This window comes from Moraxella nasovis, assembly GCF_022701215.1.
Classification (GTDB): domain Bacteria; phylum Pseudomonadota; class Gammaproteobacteria; order Pseudomonadales; family Moraxellaceae; genus Moraxella; species Moraxella nasovis.
This window is the reverse complement of record NZ_CP089976.1, coordinates 1088436-1103376: the sequence shown is the minus strand read 5'-3', so window position 1 is coordinate 1103376 and position 14941 is coordinate 1088436. Positions and strand designations below refer to the sequence as shown.

Below are 14941 nucleotides of genomic sequence, written 5' to 3'. Positions count from 1 at the left end.
TAGCCATGTTGGGGTGTGCAAATACCCCAACATACTTTTTATGAATTAAGACATATTTTAGAGAGTATTATGAAATTAATTAAAACTTTAGCGGCTGCCATACTCGCATCTAGTACAATGGCTGCTCATGCAATTACCATCACGCCAGCACCAGATGACATCAATTTTCCAAGTTTTGAAAAATCAAGCTATCTAAAACAAGTGCCACGCTATGAGATAGATCATGTGGCACGTTTGGAGACAGGCTTGGATAAAGACCATATTCGTAAGCTTTTGGGTAATCCACAGTTTAATGAAGGCGTGATTTTTAATAAATCTTGGAATTATGTGCTAGACATTCGTAAGCCAAATACCCAAGATTATGCCCGTTGTCAGTTGCGTGTGGATTTTGACAAAAAAATCTCAACTGCCATGTATTGGCGTGGTGAACCTGATTGCTTTACCCTGCAAGAGACGCCAACGGTTATCCAAATGATAACTCCAGCACCAGAGCCTGTCGTGGTTACCCCTGCTCCTATACAAATCGTAAATGAGCGTATCAGCCTAGAAGCAGATGCGTTATTTGCCTTTGATAAATACAAGCTAGAACATATGCTACCGATGGGTTTTGTCAAATTAGATGAATTGGCTGCCAAACTCATTGAGTGGGAGAAGCGTGGTGAGAGCCATGTGATGATTACAGGTCATACCGACCGTTATGGCAATGATGCATATAACATGAATTTATCCATGCTGCGAGCCCAAACGGTGCGTCAATACTTAATCAGTAAAGGGGTTACACCAACAACTTTAAGTGCCACAGGTGCAGGTGAATCTCAGCCACTGCCTAATGTGGTCTGTGACATTCATGCACCAAAAGCACAGCAGGTTGCTTGCCTACAACCAAACCGCCGTGTAGAAGTTTTAGTATCAGTATTTGCCAGCGTACCACAGCAGTGATGACTGACTATCATCATAAATACATCAAGATTATGATGAATTACTAATAAGCAACGACTGACTAAATGACAATGGATAACCCATCACCACAACTGACTGCTATCTTAACTTAAGATAGTAGTTATGGGATAAGCCCACTAGTCATTTAGCCACAAATAAGCCAGCTTACTTAGCTGGCTTATTTGCTTTAATGCTGTTTGCCCATCTCTACTGCCAAGCCCACCGCCATCGCCACATTCTTGGCAAAATCACTCATGCGATGATCGCCACCATCTTGGGCGATAACAGCCGCCCCTTTATCTTTATAAAATTGCAAGCTTGCTTTAGCATCTAACAGCTCATCGCCCATTTTTAGCAACACTTTTACACCGTTAGAATGTAACACACGCAGGCGATTTTTGGTAAACCATGCCAAATCACCATACTTAATATCCCAGCCACCTGTCGTAGTATAAATGACCGCTTCATCAGGCAGTATCTGATCACCAAATTCATCGATCAAGAACCGCTGAAAACTTAGGTCGGGACGAATGCTTGGGTTTAACAGCACACATGGCACGCCTACTTTATCACTCATCAAGTTGGCAAAATAACCACCCAAAGACGAACCCATCAGCACCGTATTGCGACCATCGCCAATCAGCGTCTTTAATAGAGTGACGACATCATCAGGTGGCAGGTTTAAGTTTGGACGAATAACGGTAATTTGTGGATAGTGGGTTTGACAAAAATCATCAACCATTTTAGCTTTTAGGGCGTTATGATCGCTGTCAAGTCCGTGTAAATAGATTAATCTCATCTTATTTATATACTTTAAAAGCACTAAATTTACCGAAACCTTAGTAAAATTACAAGAAAATTCTGTGCATAAAAGCATTGAGAGAGCTTTATTCACAAATTCACAACATAATATCGCCAAAAATACCGCAAATTCACGTTATCTTATGCTATATTTATAGATGAAAACTTATTTATCTTAATACAAGGAGACTATTATGGGAATCTTTAGTTTTGCCAAAGAAATCGGCGACAAAATTTTTAACAAAAACGATAAAGCCCAAAACACAACTGAGCAAGTTTCATCTTCTCAAGCTGCAAATGAACCATCTGCCCAAGAGATTGCAAATCTTCTTTTGTCTAGAATCCAAGCCCAAAATGTCCAAATTGACGGCTTAAAAGTGAGCTACGATGGCTCAAAAGACACCGCCACGCTTTCAGGCACTGCCAAGACCCAAGCAGACAGAGAGCGTGCCAGACTTGCCGTTGGTAATGTACAGCACGTTGAGACTGTGATTGACGATATTGTCGTTGAAGAAGTAGCACCAGAATCTCGCTTTTATACTGTAAAATCAGGCGATACGTTATCTAAAATTGCTAAAGATATGTATGGCAACGCCAATGATTACATGAAGATTTTTGATGCAAACAAACCAATGCTGTCTGATCCAGATAAAATCTATGTCGGTCAAGTGTTGCGTATTCCTGAATAATCATCATAAAATAAGGACTGATAGCAGTCCTTATTTTTTTATCTAAACTCTAATCATCACGAGTTTTCACATCCAAAAGCTCAATCTCAAATGTCAGATCTGAGTTTGGTGGTATTTTGCCAACTGCACGCTCACCATAAGCCAGATGGCTTGGGACAATCAGGCGACGCTTGCCACCAACTTTCATGGCGACCAACCGCTCAGCGTCTGTCACATAATCAGCATAGCCAATCTTATCGGCATATTCACCGCCCAACACGCCAATATCCCAACCCTTAATGACACGTCCTGTACCAATCACACACTCAAAAGGCTGTCCACGACTGTGCGATGAATCAAACACTTCGCCATTTGGCAAAAATCCTGTGTAATTAGCACAGATTAACGCTCCACGAGAAGCCGATTTGCCTGTACCAACCACGATATCTTCGTATTGCAACTGCATAATAATCACTCCTTAAGATAAGATACGGTGCATTATAACCAAATCCACCAAAGATAGCAGCCACTTTACCAAAGTGTCTATAAAAAGTGACTTCTTACTGCCTGATGATTTAACTTAAATAAACATTTCCTGATTTTAACAATGTTTGCTAAAATAAGCGGTTTAAAACAAAACGACAATAAATATCACCCACCACTTTCATGAGCGATTAAGGTAAAAAGCGTGTTTGACCTTCAAGGCTACGGCCCTTTGCTACTACAAGGCACCATAGTCACCATCAAGCTTGCCATCGTCAGCCTACTTTTTGGGCTCACTTTTGGGCTGCTTGGGGCGACTGCCAAACTTTCTAACATCTGGCTTCTTAGAAAAATTGCCGATGTCTATACGACTATCGTGCGTGGCATTCCTGAGCTACTCATGGTATTTTTTATCTACTTTGGTGGTAGCGTGATTATCGCAGCGATTGCCGAGCAATTTGGGTATTTTGGTCGCATTGATATTAGTCATTTTTGGTCTGGCGTAGCGGCACTGTCTATTATGTTTGGGGCATACGCAACCGAAGTGTTTCGCATGGCGATTGAAGAAATTCCACAAGGTCAATGGGAATCTGCCCAAAGCCTTGGTATGCGTCCTTTTCAGACCTTTTGGCGAATCATCTTACCCCAAATGTGGGTTGTCGCGTTGCCCGGTCTTGGCAATCTGTTTTTGGTACTGCTAAAAGACACCGCCCTTGTTTCTATCATCGGACTTAAAGATCTGATGTATTACAGCACTCGTGCCGTAACCTCTACCCAGCAGCCCTTTACTTTTTATCTGGCAGCAGCCCTTATCTATCTTTGCCTAACCATCGTCATTACCATCTCGATGGGTTGGTGCGAGTGGCGGGCAAATCCCGCTGCACGTTATGCTAAGCGTCTCACATCAAGCAAAAGGGGTCAATCATGAGCTGGAATTGGCAAGCCATCATTACTTATTTTCCAGAACTGCTAAAATCTTCGGTAACCACGATTGAGCTTGTATTCTTATCTTGTGTGTTTGGTCTGATTTTTGGGGTGATTCTTGGGCTACTTCGCTTGGCGAAAAACCCGCTGATTAAAGCCCTACCCTTTGCTTATATTTTCTTTTTCCGTGGTACACCACTGTTGGTGCAGATTTTCTTAATCTATTATGGCTTAGGTCAGTTTGACTTTATGCAAAACAGTGCTTTATGGGATCCTGTATTTAGTCAGCCGTATTGGTGTGCCATCATCGCATTCACGCTCAATACATCTGCTTATATTGCTGAGATTGTGCGTGGAGCAATCGGCTCAATCCCCAAAGGAGAGCTTGAAGCTGCAGATACCATTGGTATGTCTCACCGCCAAAAACTTCGTCGCATTGTACTACCTCGTGCCTTTGGTATCATGTTGCCAGCATACAGTAATGAAGTTATCTTTATGCTAAAAGGCAGTGCACTAGCAGCAACCATCACCGTGGTGGATCTCACTTATACCGCCAAAGGCATCATGGCAAAGACCTATTTGCCATTAGAAATCTACTTTGCTGCAGGGGTCATTTATCTTATCATCTCATGGGTGATATTGTTTGGTTTTCGCCTATTTGAGCGATCTATTAATAAGCATAAGCGTTACACCCCACCCACTCTGGTTATACCAAAATAAGTCTAACCACATACGCCTCTGATTGGGGCGTTTATTATTTGACCCAAAGGTCTTAACAATGTTACAATATTAAACATTCTTTTAGGATACTTGTTTAAACAAGCAGTATCCACGTAACTTCCAACCTAAGGAACTTAACATGAAAGCTTATATCGCACTATTATCTGCTGCCGCTATCGGCCTTACTGCCTGTGGCGATAAACCTGCCGAACAAGTGGTCGAAGACACCGCTACTTCTGCTGCCAACGCTGCTACAGATGCTGCTAATACAGCTGCCAACGCTGCTACAGATGCTGCCAATGCTACCGCTGAAGCTGCCAATGATGCTGTGAATACTGCCACTGTAGCCGCCGATGAAGCTCTCGCTGCAGTAGATGAGAAGTGTGCTACTACTGTTGAATCAACTGACGGCATGAAGTTTACGACCGACACGCTAAAAGTGAACAAGGCATGTCCTCAGTTTGTGGTTACACTAAAGCACACAGGTAAGCTACCTGCCAGCTCTATGGGTCATAACATCGTAATCGCCAAGGCTACAGACGTCGCTGACATCGCTAAAGACGGTGCAGCAGCTGGTGCAGCAGCTGATTATATCAAAGCGGGCGATGATCGTGTCATCGCTCACAGTGACATCGTTGGCGGTGGCGAAGAAACCAAATTCACCATCGATCCAACCAAGCTCACTGATGGCAACTATGAATTTTTCTGCTCGTTCCCAGGTCATGTTAGCGTCATGAAAGGCAAGGTTGAACTTGTTGATTTTTAATATTCAACTCAATATGATTAGCATAAAATAAGATGACAAATTTTATCTTGCAATTTTAATTGACAATAAAGCCCTAATAACTATTAGGGCTTTATTTATTATTGAAGAAAGCTTACTGAGCAAACAGCTCATCAACCGCCTTTTTATCAAAAGTATATTCTGCCCCACAAAAACCGCAGTCTAATACCAAATTACCCTCATGAGTCTTTAACATTTGTAAAGCCTCATCATGTCCAAGCTGAACTAAAGCTGCTGCACTTTTTTGGGCTGAACAAGTACAATCAAACTGCAACCCGCTCGGCTCTGGGGTAACGACATTTTCTTCGTGATATAAGCGATACAGTAACTCATCTGCTGGCAAATCAGTTAACTCTTTGGGCTTGATGGTCGTCGTCAAGGCAGATAGTCTATCCCATAAGTCAGGATCGTTATCCTTGTCTTCTTTGGACTGTGGTAATAGCTGTACTAAGATACCGCCTGCCGCCACATCATCTGTAGCAAGCTTGATTAATGTTGGGATTTGTGCCGATTGTTTTTGATAATACGCCAAGCACTCTGCAAGATTATCGCTCACACGCTCCACGATGCCTTGATAGCTTTCGCCTTTTTCAGGATGAATACTGATAAACAGTACGCCACCTTTTAGCATGGCAAAAGCATCGTCGCTTGTCGTCTTAGTCGCCCACTCATCTGATGGCACAAAGCCCGCCAAGGCACGCACCGCACCTGTATGGTCGCATTCTGCCATTGCCCAATTTAGCTTGGCATTATCATCATTAGATTGCAGCTGCACCGATAATCTGCCGTTGATTTTTAATGTACCGATAAGCAAGCTTGCTGCCACCATCATCTCACCTAATAACATCTTGACAGCATTTGGGTATGGTTTTTGGGCGATGACGGTCTGATAAGCATCGGTTAGCTTAACGACGTCGCCACGCACAGGAGCATTCTCAATAAAAAAACGCTGGCGGTAATTTGCTAAAGTCATGGTATTCTCTAAGTCATTTATTCACCTAGTTAATGGGGAGCGATTTTATCTTTTCAATATTTATCATTTATCAGCCATATAAAATCGCTCAGACACTTTTCATATTCTAAAACCACATAAACATATCCCAAAATTGCAAAATTAACCTAAGGTAAAACGCTTTATAATACTTTTAATGCTCGTTTTTACATAATTTTTTAAACTATTAATTTTTAAAATATAATATATAATTCACCTATCTTCAATCAGCCAATAGATAACTCATGACCACATTTAACCTTGCCGACCAAACCGCCTTTTTGGACAACATCGCAAGCATATCAGCAGACGTACTTGCCCCAAAAGTATCAGACATTGACCAAGGCTATTATCCATTAAATGAGATGTCTGCACTTGGCAAGGCAGGGCTTTTTGCTCCGCATCTTAATGAATATGGCAACCGCTTTGATTTGGCAATCTTAGCCAATGCAAACGTGGGCAGAGTCTGTGGTACTACCGCCTTTTTGACGTGGTGTCATCAGGTGATGGGGCTATATCTTGACCAATCGCCAAACGACTCACTAAAACACACCATCTTGCCACGCCACACACTTGCTGATACCTTTGGTGGCACAGCCTTATCCAACCCCATGAAAACTTGGGCAAATATTGAACCCATGCGTCTTATCGCCAAAAAAGACGGCAGTGGTTATACCATCTCTGGCATCTTGCCATGGATTAGCCACATTCAAGCAGGGCAATACTGCGGTGCGGTCGCCAAGATTGACGGCACGGACAGCGATGTGTTTTTTGTCTTGAGCTTTGACCACGCTCGGCAGGGCAAGTGGCAACTACACCCCTGCCCTGCTTTTGCTGGTATGGAAGGCTCTAGCACCTTACGCATTGAGCTAAACGACTACCCCATCACCAAAGACGACATCATCGCCATGCCCTGCAAAGAGTACATCGCACGCATTCGTGGGGCGTTCGTACTCATGCAGATGGGCATCGGTGCAGGCATCATCATGGGGGCGATTGACGACATCAAACAAGGGACGGCGGTCTCTAACGCCTTTTTAGAAGACCAAGCAGGCACGCTTAGCAATGAGCTAGACAGATTGGTTGCTCGCACGCTAAGCCTTGCCAAAACCCCTTTTGAAACCGACAAAAACTTCTTTTTGGACGTGTTAAATGTGCGTGAACAAGGAGCATTGCTTAGCCTAAAAGCCACCCAAGCTGGTATGCTACATCAAGGTGCCAAAGGCTATCTGATGAGTGCCAACCCCCAACGCCGTCTGCGTGAAGCACAGTTTGTCGCCATCGTAACCCCTGCGATTAAGCATCTGCGGTATTTGTCTCATCAGTTGATGGGCGATGTCATGCCAAAGACTGAACCTGAATACTATTTGTAAAAGAATGACTTTGTCAGTTATACTATGATAAATTAACTGTTTAATGCCTAAGCTTAATGTCTTAGCGGCTTTGTCTTTGATATCTAAAAGACCGTCAATTTAAATGCTGGCAATCGCCCTTGTACAAACCAAAGCAAACCCCATTAACCAATCCATCATCTTTAAGGAATCTTATGAACATCTCACTAAAATGGGCATCACTTGCCATAGCTTTTGCTGTCACTCTGGTTGGCTGTGATAATTCTGCCAAGCAAAGCACCACACAAGACAATGTCACCACAGCTGGTGCGGAGTCTGATCTGCTTGAACGTATCAATAACCACGGCACCATCACGGTCGGCACAGAAGGCACTTATCCGCCTTTTACTTATCATGACGAAACAGGTAACTTAACTGGCTATGATGTGGAGGTTACCCGCGCGATTGCTGACAAGCTTGGCGTAACTGTGGAATTTAAAGAAACCCAATGGGATGCGATGATGGCAGGCTTAGATGCCAAACGCTTTGATGCCATTGCCAACCAAATGAGCCTAACCACGCCAGAACGCCAAGCCAAATATGACAAAAGCGAGCCTTATAGCTGGTCAAACTCTGTCATCGTTGCCCCAAAGAACATCAAGATTGAAAAGTGGGAAGATGTCAAAGATAAAAAGTCTGCCCAATCCATGAGTAGCCATTATGCAGAAGTTGCAGAACAATATGGTGCTATCTTAGTGCCTGTTGATGGCATGGCTCAGGCGATCACATTAGTAGAGCAAGGGCGTGCCGACATGACGGTGAATGACAAGCTTGCCATCATTGATTATTTTAAACAAAAACCAAATCAAAACCTTGAAATCAAAATTGAAGGGGGCGACGCCAGCGTTCGTGGTGCAGGTCTGGCATTTAGAAAACATAACGATGAAGCGGTTGCTAAAATTAGCCAAGCCACCAAAGAGCTTAAAGCTGATGGCACCTTAGCACGTCTAGGTGAGCAGTTTTTTGGTCAAGACATCAGCAATCAGCCTACTGCCACTCAATAACCTAGCGATGAATGATTTGCCAAACAACCGCTTTCATTAAGGCGGTTTTTGTGTCAAATGTTTATCACAGCTTATCACAACAAAAATCTAGCCCAAAGCACAAGCACCACACCAATCATATGGAAAAAAGCAATGACCGACTGGTTACATCATCTTCTTAGCACCCTACCCTACATGACAGACGCCCGTGCTGGCATCGTAATTGATTCATTTTGGCCCATGTTAAAGGGCGGCTTGTATTATTCAATCCCACTTGCCATCGTCTCTTTTGTTATTGGGCTTATGATTGCACTTGGTGTGGCACTTATTCGCATTTTTCCACGCACAAGCATCATACATCATATATTGTATACCATCGCCAAAGTCTATGTGTCTGCCATTCGTGGCACGCCCATGCTCGTCCAGCTTTTTATCATATTTTATGGTCTGCCCAATCTTGGCATTAAGCTTGAACCTGTGCCATCTGCCATCATTGCCTTTTCTTTGAACGTGGGGGCTTATGCGTCCGAGACGGTTCGTGCATCGATTTTATCCATACCAAAGGGTCAATGGGAGGCTGGCACAAGCGTTGGACTGACCCGCTTTCAATCTTTTTTGTATGTGATTTTACCCCAAGCGTTGCGTGTCTCAATTCCACCTTTATCCAATACCTTTATTGGGCTTGTCAAAGAGACCTCGCTTGCGTCCTTAGTGCTGGTAACCGAGCTGTTCAAACAGGCTCAAATCATCACCGCACGCAACTATGAGTTTATGCTCGTGTACATCGAGGCTGCCATCTTGTACTGGGTCATCTGCTTTATTTTGACACTCATTCAAGAACGTCTTGAACATCATTTTGACAAGCACATTGCCAAATAATTGGAAAATAATTGGGAAATAATTGGGAAATAACATGATTAAAATCAAAAACATACAAAAATCCTTTGGTGATAACGCCATCTTAAAAGGCATTGACCTTAGCATCAATAAAGGGCAGGTCGTGGTTATTTTGGGTCCATCAGGCTCAGGCAAAACCACGTTATTGCGTTGTCTCAATGGACTAGAAATTGCTGATGGTGGCAGTATCACTTTTGATGATGGCTCTTTGGTTGTGGATTTTGACAAGCCGATAAACAAACACACCTTGCACGCCCTACACCAAAAATCTGGCATGGTTTTTCAATCTTATAACTTATTTCCACACAAAACCGCCCTAGAAAATCTCATGCTAGGACCGCTCATCGCCCAAAAACGCAACAAAGCGGACATTCAAGCCGAATCCATCGCCCTACTACAAAAAGTAGGATTGTCTGATAAAATGGATTTGTATCCACATCAGCTGTCTGGCGGACAACAGCAACGTGTGGGCATCGCAAGGGCTTTGGCAATCTCACCTGAGCTGCTACTATTTGATGAGCCGACTTCTGCCTTAGACCCAGAGCTTGTGGCAGATGTGCTATCCACCATGAAACAGCTGGCGACCGAAGGCTGGACGATGGTTGTGGTAACCCATGAAATCAGCTTTGCTCGTGATGTGGCAGACATCATCGTCTTGATGGAAGACGGCGTGGTGGTGGAGGCTGGCACAAGCACACAAATGTTTGAGCAATCCACACACCCACGAGTGCAGTCATTTTTGCAAAGAATTAACACCAAAGACCTTTAAAGGAAAAACCATGACAACCAACACCCCCACTGATGGACGTGGCAACTGGCGAAAATTCATCTGCCTTGCCTGCGGTTATATCTATGATGAAGCATTGGGCGACCCAGAAGACGGCTTGCCTGCTGGCACTCGCTTTGAAGACATTCCAGACGATTGGCAATGCCCCTTGTGCGGTGTCAAAAAAAGTGATTTCGTGCCTTATGACGACAGCCAAGCAGACACCACATCTCACACCACCCCCACGTTTGACGACCCCAATAAGGGCGTGGTTATCATCGGGGCAGGTCTTGCAGGTTGGGCGGTGGCAGATGCTTTGCGTGCTTTGGACAAAGACATTCCCATCACCATCATCTGCTCTGATACAGGCGACCGCTACCACAAACCCATGCTGTCGGTCGCCATCTCACAAGGCAAAACACGAGACGACCTAGTGCGTACTACCGCCATGCAGTCTGCAACCGAGCATCGCATTCGCCTACTTGCCAACACATTTGTTACTCACATTGACGCTGACAGCAAGACCTTGCACACCACTCGTGGCAATGTCGGCTATGATGATTTGGTGCTGGCGATAGGGGCTGTGCCGTTTTATCCGCCCCACATCGCCACAGATATGGCGTGGCACATCAATCATATTGAGCGATTTGCAGGGCTTCAACACACCCTAAGCCAAAACGACACCCCAAAACACATCGCCATCATCGGTGCTGGCATGATTGGCACCGAGCTTGCCGAAGATTTGGCGAACGCCAAGCATAGCGTCAGTCTCATTGATATCAGTACACAGCCATTATCCGCCCTACTACCGACCATCGCAGGCGAGCGTATTTTATCCGCCATTACCGCCAAAGGCATCAACTGGTTTGGCGGTCAGCTCGTGCGTGCCATCGCCCAAACCACCACTGGCTACGACATCACCTTATACAATCATGCCGATGACAGTGAAGATGTGCTACATTGTGATGAAGTGGTGATTGCCACAGGGCTTGTCGTGGACGAAAGGCTGCCTGTTCGTGCAGGCGTTGAATTTGACAAACGCACAGGCATCGCCGTGCATCGCCATACCTTACAGACGAGTCAGCCACACATCTATGCCCTAGGCGACTGCATCAGCATTGATGGCGTGCCTTGCCGTTATGTCGCCCCCCATCGCACACAGGCGGCTGCCATCGCCCATGCGATTTTGGGCTTGCCATACGCAGGCTATGAACATAAAGCCCCCATGGTTCGCCTAAAAAACAAAAGCATCAGCGTTACCGCCACTGGCAACCCAAGAGCCGATGGCAATTGGCAAATCATTAAAGATGAAAACGGCGAATTGTCATTAGAAATGACAGATAATGGCGAAGTGGTGGCAAAGGCGTTGTTGAAATTGCCACAGGTTTAATTTGCTTTTTTATGATAAGTTGATGATAAGGGCGGATATTCTTCGCCCTTATTGCTTAAAGGCAAGCAACTTTTCTTGATAATATTCATACTGCTTACGCCGTAATTCTATCTCTCGTGGTAAGCCGTGTGTTAAAGAGTTGGTCAGCGTGTCAAATTTATCCAAGATGGCGACAATTTGGGTTTGGGTGGATAGGGGTGGAATTGGGATTGGTTTTTTGGAAAAATTACTAATCCATTGGCGTTTATGGTCTGTACTTTCTTCATCTGGCAAAGTATTTAACCAATGATACACATACCTTAATAACACTTGATTATCTTTTTGAACAATGATTTTCATTGCCGACGATTTGGCTTTAAAATCAAAATTCACCCATTTATTTGCAGTGGTAAAATCATCAAAAATAATCACAGGATTATCAGAAGCTGGGTAAATGCCGTCCGTTTCATTGGTATAGCCCAAAATAAATGTCTTGCCCGCTGTTAGAACAGGTATTTTAAAGCTATCATGATAATCCGTAGAATGAACCAAGTATTTACTAGGTTGAATATAATCAACCACTTCCCCCAAAGTTTTCCAAACCACCGTCGCCAGTGTGTGTGTGTGTGTCGGGAATTGTTGAGAATTACTATCAAATGATAATAATAGCTCACGGTAATAAGCATATTGCTTTTGTCGTAATGCAAGCTCTGTCCGCAACTCTTTTTCTAAGCTGGTAAACAGATCCAAAATCTGTACGATTTTTTCTTGAATTGGTAGGGGTGGGATTGGGATTTTAAATTTATCGGTATCAGGCGTAGCAATTTGTGGCATTTGCATTTTGCTACCGATAGCTTGAAAGCGTGGTTCATTTTGTTTTAAAAAGTAATAAATAAATTTTAAATTAACATTTTCATCTTGGGAGTGATATGCCCACATTTCATTTTTATGAGAAAAAGGCTTATCATAATATTCAAATTCAATAATACCACGAGATTTGACAATAATTGATGGTTTGTGATTGATGTCCTTTTGTGGGATATCATCATAATCAACCAATGCAAAAGTCTTACCGCCTGCAAAGATTTTGATGGGAGCATCTTCTTTGTGCAATTCCTTCATCTGCCCTGCGGTAATTTTTGTGCCTTTGGTGCGAATTAAAGCCTTGCCAAGCTCTCGCCATTCAACATCACACCGCTCAATCATCTGCAAAATATTCATTCACCACCTTTATTATTCAAATTGTAAAAACTTGCATTTTAATTTTACTGTGCTACAATAGTGCATAACAACTCCCCCAATATTGCCAATCTTACGAGATTGGGCTGACAATTTGGGGGCTTTCTTTTGCTATTTTTGCCACAATTTCCAATCCGCTCAATTCGCAATTACGCCCATTTGTTCAAGGCTGATTGCTCCGTTTTCCACCTGCGGGAACTCTTCCAACAACGCCAAAAATCGCTCGCCCCAAGTAGAATTTGGGCAAATCACATCAAGCATTCTTTTCATCAAACAAAAATAAACAAAAGGCTTCTCAATCGGTAATTGTCGCCATTGCCCATCAAAGCCTTTTAAATTTGCCTTAAATACAATCGGCTTATTCCATAGTCGGCTATGATGAGCCGAAACATTGCGAATAAAGTTAAAAGCATGTAGATGTGTCTGTAAAACCTTGCCATCTGCCAAGTTATACAGCTTTGCAATCTGATTTTTGTCTTGCGACTTCATGCCTTGGTATAACTTAGACATCGTCCCAAAATCCCACACTTCACATACCGCCCAAATTGGAAAATCTGCATAATGCTGTAAATGATGCTTCACAAAACTATTATCCTTGTGTCTTTTAATCAATTCTTGATGTTTGTTTAACCATTTATTATGGTCAAATTTATTTGAAAAACAGACGGAATTTTTATAAGCAAGTGGGTCATATCTACCCAAAGTATGAGCAATATTTACCCTTAGAGCAATTTCTATTCGCTCCAACGCATCGAGTGCCAACTGCCGTAGTTTTTTATCAAAAACATACAGAGCTTTCACATCTTGAAAGGTACTACCAATAATAAAGTCATCTAAACGAGTTTTAGGATTATTTTTATCTATTTGGCGAAATGAATACAAATACCCACTCAAACGATAGTAGCCAATCATTCTTAAATAACCTAATGACTTATTCACATCGTCAATAATCAAACCTCTTTTTTGTAAGATTTCAATTTGCTCATCAAAACTTTTCCACGTTTTTATAGGCTTCATATTACTTAACTTCACAACCTTCAACCATCTGTAAAATATTCATTATCTCACCTACTGCTTGTTATCATCTCATCAATATCATCAAAGGCATTTTGTAGCCGTTCGCTATGATACCGCTCATACATTTGTACGATGTTTTCTGTTAAGTGTAACCGCTCCCATTCGCCAAGCACAGTTTGGGTGGATTTACCCTTATGTTCGGCGTAGCGTTCTAGTAGATAAATAAAAAAGGCGTGTTCTTTACTCATAGTTCATCTGCTCGTAAGTATAACGAATTTCTTGGGTCGCCTGTGATTTTTTCACTTTCCCACATGTCAAAGATGATAAGCGGACTAAGCCTATACAGTTCAAGCTCAGGGTCTTGGAGCATGGCATAGCTTTGAGAACCGATAAAATCCTTAATGGCGGTCAGCTCGTCAAGACCATATTTTTGGACGATATTTTGTACCACATGGCGGTCAAAAAAATCTAAGGTTCTGGCTGGAACTTTATTCATATGATTTGGCTCTTTATAAATGTCAAATAGTCAAGGGCGGTTTGGGTGCAAAAGGCGTATTGGTCGGTGAGATTTTGTGGCAATAGCCGTTTTACCGCTTCATCTATCGTATATCTGCCGTCCATATAATCGTCTATCACAGGCAAAGTGGCATCATCTGCCACCGCCCCAACGACAACGTCATAATCAAACATACCCAAAGCTTTGCGATTGGTAACAACAAATTCAAGCCATTCACCGTCAGCGGATAAAAATCGTTTGATATTCAAGGGGGCTACTTCATCAAATTCATATATATTTACTATCGCTTGCCCTTGTCCACGTCTTTTGCAAACAAGTCTTGCCCAACGCTCAGCTTGATGAAAATTACTCGTTAAATAAAAGCCACTACCAAAATCCATAGCTCTAAGATTTGATAAAATTTTTGGCGTGGCAACCTCCACATTGCTACCATGATACAGCGTTATCATTGA

18 protein-coding genes are annotated in these 14941 nt (G+C 43.0%); 10 read left to right on the top strand and 8 right to left on the bottom strand.

The features are described 5' to 3' along the window. Window positions 1-69 precede the first annotated feature (69 nt). Window positions 70-939: an OmpA family protein gene (locus LU293_RS05485; RefSeq protein WP_242746117.1), complete on the top strand. Its 870-nt coding sequence runs from the start codon at window positions 70-72 to the stop codon at window positions 937-939. Between the two features lie 187 nt (window positions 940-1126). On the opposite strand, the gene LU293_RS05480 is transcribed toward LU293_RS05485, so the two are convergent. Further along, window positions 1127-1738, bottom strand: coding sequence for a YqiA/YcfP family alpha/beta fold hydrolase (locus tag LU293_RS05480; RefSeq protein ID WP_242746112.1), 612 nt, complete (start codon window positions 1736-1738; stop codon window positions 1127-1129). A 196-nt stretch (window positions 1739-1934) separates the two neighbouring features. Between LU293_RS05480 and lysM the strand changes: the two genes are divergently transcribed. After that, window positions 1935-2429: a peptidoglycan-binding protein LysM gene (gene lysM, locus LU293_RS05475; RefSeq protein ID WP_242746109.1), complete on the top strand. Its 495-nt coding sequence runs from the start codon at window positions 1935-1937 to the stop codon at window positions 2427-2429. 49 nt (window positions 2430-2478) lie between these two features. Here the strand turns inward: lysM and LU293_RS05470 are convergent, their stop codons facing one another. Next, window positions 2479-2880, bottom strand: coding sequence for an FKBP-type peptidyl-prolyl cis-trans isomerase (locus LU293_RS05470; RefSeq protein ID WP_242749682.1), 402 nt, complete (start codon window positions 2878-2880; stop codon window positions 2479-2481). Between the two features lie 216 nt (window positions 2881-3096). Between LU293_RS05470 and LU293_RS05465 the strand changes: the two genes are divergently transcribed. The 3 genes from LU293_RS05465 to azu all read left to right on the top strand — a co-directional run bounded on the left by LU293_RS05465 (window position 3097) and on the right by azu (window position 5301). After that, entirely contained in the window at window positions 3097-3819 is a 723-nt protein-coding gene (locus LU293_RS05465; protein ID WP_242746106.1) for an ABC transporter permease, read from the top strand. Further along, the gene (locus tag LU293_RS05460) at window positions 3816-4535 is read left to right on the top strand and encodes an ABC transporter permease (protein ID WP_242746104.1); all 720 of its coding nucleotides are present in this window, start codon (window positions 3816-3818) and stop codon (window positions 4533-4535) included. Before LU293_RS05465 ends, LU293_RS05460 begins: the two co-directional genes overlap by 4 nt. A 139-nt stretch (window positions 4536-4674) precedes the next feature. After that, the gene (gene azu / locus LU293_RS05455; RefSeq protein ID WP_242746102.1) at window positions 4675-5301 is read left to right on the top strand and encodes an azurin; all 627 of its coding nucleotides are present in this window, start codon (window positions 4675-4677) and stop codon (window positions 5299-5301) included. Window positions 5302-5413: 112 nt separating this feature from the next. On the opposite strand, the gene hslO is transcribed toward azu, so the two are convergent. Further along, window positions 5414-6292: an Hsp33 family molecular chaperone HslO gene (gene hslO / locus LU293_RS05450; RefSeq protein WP_242746100.1), complete on the bottom strand. Its 879-nt coding sequence runs from the start codon at window positions 6290-6292 to the stop codon at window positions 5414-5416. Between the two features lie 263 nt (window positions 6293-6555). On the opposite strand from hslO, the gene LU293_RS05445 reads away from it, so the two are divergent. From LU293_RS05445 to LU293_RS05425, 5 genes are all read left to right on the top strand, one after another. Further along, the gene (locus LU293_RS05445; protein ID WP_242746098.1) at window positions 6556-7683 is read left to right on the top strand and encodes an acyl-CoA dehydrogenase family protein; all 1128 of its coding nucleotides are present in this window, start codon (window positions 6556-6558) and stop codon (window positions 7681-7683) included. 173 nt (window positions 7684-7856) lie between these two features. Next, entirely contained in the window at window positions 7857-8705 is an 849-nt protein-coding gene (locus LU293_RS05440; RefSeq protein ID WP_242746096.1) for an amino acid ABC transporter substrate-binding protein, read from the top strand. A gap of 132 nt (window positions 8706-8837) precedes the next feature. After that, on the top strand, window positions 8838-9563 hold the full coding sequence (locus tag LU293_RS05435) for an amino acid ABC transporter permease (protein ID WP_446030808.1): 726 nt from the start codon (window positions 8838-8840) through the stop codon (window positions 9561-9563). A gap of 34 nt (window positions 9564-9597) precedes the next feature. Beyond that, entirely contained in the window at window positions 9598-10350 is a 753-nt protein-coding gene (locus LU293_RS05430) for an amino acid ABC transporter ATP-binding protein (RefSeq protein ID WP_242746093.1), read from the top strand. Window positions 10351-10360: 10 nt separating this feature from the next. After that, entirely contained in the window at window positions 10361-11737 is a 1377-nt protein-coding gene (locus LU293_RS05425) for an FAD-dependent oxidoreductase (protein WP_242746091.1), read from the top strand. Window positions 11738-11785: 48 nt separating this feature from the next. Here LU293_RS05425 and LU293_RS05420 read toward each other — a convergent pair whose 3' ends face one another. The 5 genes from LU293_RS05420 to LU293_RS05400 all read right to left on the bottom strand — a co-directional run bounded on the left by LU293_RS05420 (window position 11786) and on the right by LU293_RS05400 (window position 14938). After that, window positions 11786-12937 carry a restriction endonuclease subunit S gene (locus LU293_RS05420; protein ID WP_242746090.1) on the bottom strand — a complete coding sequence of 384 codons (1152 nt, stop codon included), beginning with the start codon at window positions 12935-12937 and terminating at the stop codon, window positions 11786-11788. Window positions 12938-13093: 156 nt separating this feature from the next. Continuing rightward, window positions 13094-13987 (bottom strand): Abi family protein, encoded by an 894-nt coding sequence (locus tag LU293_RS05415; RefSeq protein ID WP_242746089.1) that lies wholly within the window; start codon window positions 13985-13987, stop codon window positions 13094-13096. A gap of 32 nt (window positions 13988-14019) precedes the next feature. Further along, window positions 14020-14220, bottom strand: a complete 201-nt coding sequence (locus tag LU293_RS05410; RefSeq protein ID WP_242746088.1) for a DUF3791 domain-containing protein — start codon at window positions 14218-14220, stop codon at window positions 14020-14022. Continuing rightward, on the bottom strand, window positions 14217-14468 hold the full coding sequence (locus tag LU293_RS05405; RefSeq protein ID WP_242746087.1) for a hypothetical protein: 252 nt from the start codon (window positions 14466-14468) through the stop codon (window positions 14217-14219). The genes LU293_RS05410 and LU293_RS05405 overlap by 4 nt, the downstream gene beginning before the upstream one ends. After that, a complete protein-coding gene (locus tag LU293_RS05400) occupies window positions 14465-14938 on the bottom strand; it encodes a DUF3990 domain-containing protein (RefSeq protein WP_242746086.1) in 474 nt (157 codons plus the stop codon). Before LU293_RS05400 ends, LU293_RS05405 begins: the two co-directional genes overlap by 4 nt. Between the last annotated feature and the right edge of the window lie 3 nt (window positions 14939-14941).

What these genes read in the sequence shown, in the direction of transcription:
- LU293_RS05485 (WP_242746117.1), top strand. Translation starts at nt 70, where the DNA reads ATGAAATTAATTAAAACTTTAGCGGCTGCCATACTCGCATCTAGTACA.
- LU293_RS05480 (WP_242746112.1), bottom strand. Translation starts at nt 1,738, where the DNA reads ATGAGATTAATCTATTTACACGGACTTGACAGCGATCATAACGCCCTA.
- lysM (WP_242746109.1), top strand. Translation starts at nt 1,935, where the DNA reads ATGGGAATCTTTAGTTTTGCCAAAGAAATCGGCGACAAAATTTTTAAC.
- LU293_RS05460 (WP_242746104.1), top strand. Translation starts at nt 3,816, where the DNA reads ATGAGCTGGAATTGGCAAGCCATCATTACTTATTTTCCAGAACTGCTA.
- azu (WP_242746102.1), top strand. Translation starts at nt 4,675, where the DNA reads ATGAAAGCTTATATCGCACTATTATCTGCTGCCGCTATCGGCCTTACT.
- hslO (WP_242746100.1), bottom strand. Translation starts at nt 6,292, where the DNA reads ATGACTTTAGCAAATTACCGCCAGCGTTTTTTTATTGAGAATGCTCCT.
- LU293_RS05445 (WP_242746098.1), top strand. Translation starts at nt 6,556, where the DNA reads ATGACCACATTTAACCTTGCCGACCAAACCGCCTTTTTGGACAACATC.
- LU293_RS05440 (WP_242746096.1), top strand. Translation starts at nt 7,857, where the DNA reads ATGAACATCTCACTAAAATGGGCATCACTTGCCATAGCTTTTGCTGTC.
- LU293_RS05435 (WP_446030808.1), top strand. Translation starts at nt 8,838, where the DNA reads ATGACCGACTGGTTACATCATCTTCTTAGCACCCTACCCTACATGACA.
- LU293_RS05430 (WP_242746093.1), top strand. Translation starts at nt 9,598, where the DNA reads ATGATTAAAATCAAAAACATACAAAAATCCTTTGGTGATAACGCCATC.
- LU293_RS05425 (WP_242746091.1), top strand. Translation starts at nt 10,361, where the DNA reads ATGACAACCAACACCCCCACTGATGGACGTGGCAACTGGCGAAAATTC.
- LU293_RS05420 (WP_242746090.1), bottom strand. Translation starts at nt 12,937, where the DNA reads ATGAATATTTTGCAGATGATTGAGCGGTGTGATGTTGAATGGCGAGAG.
- LU293_RS05410 (WP_242746088.1), bottom strand. Translation starts at nt 14,220, where the DNA reads ATGAGTAAAGAACACGCCTTTTTTATTTATCTACTAGAACGCTACGCC.
- LU293_RS05405 (WP_242746087.1), bottom strand. Translation starts at nt 14,468, where the DNA reads ATGAATAAAGTTCCAGCCAGAACCTTAGATTTTTTTGACCGCCATGTG.
- LU293_RS05400 (WP_242746086.1), bottom strand. Translation starts at nt 14,938, where the DNA reads ATGATAACGCTGTATCATGGTAGCAATGTGGAGGTTGCCACGCCAAAA.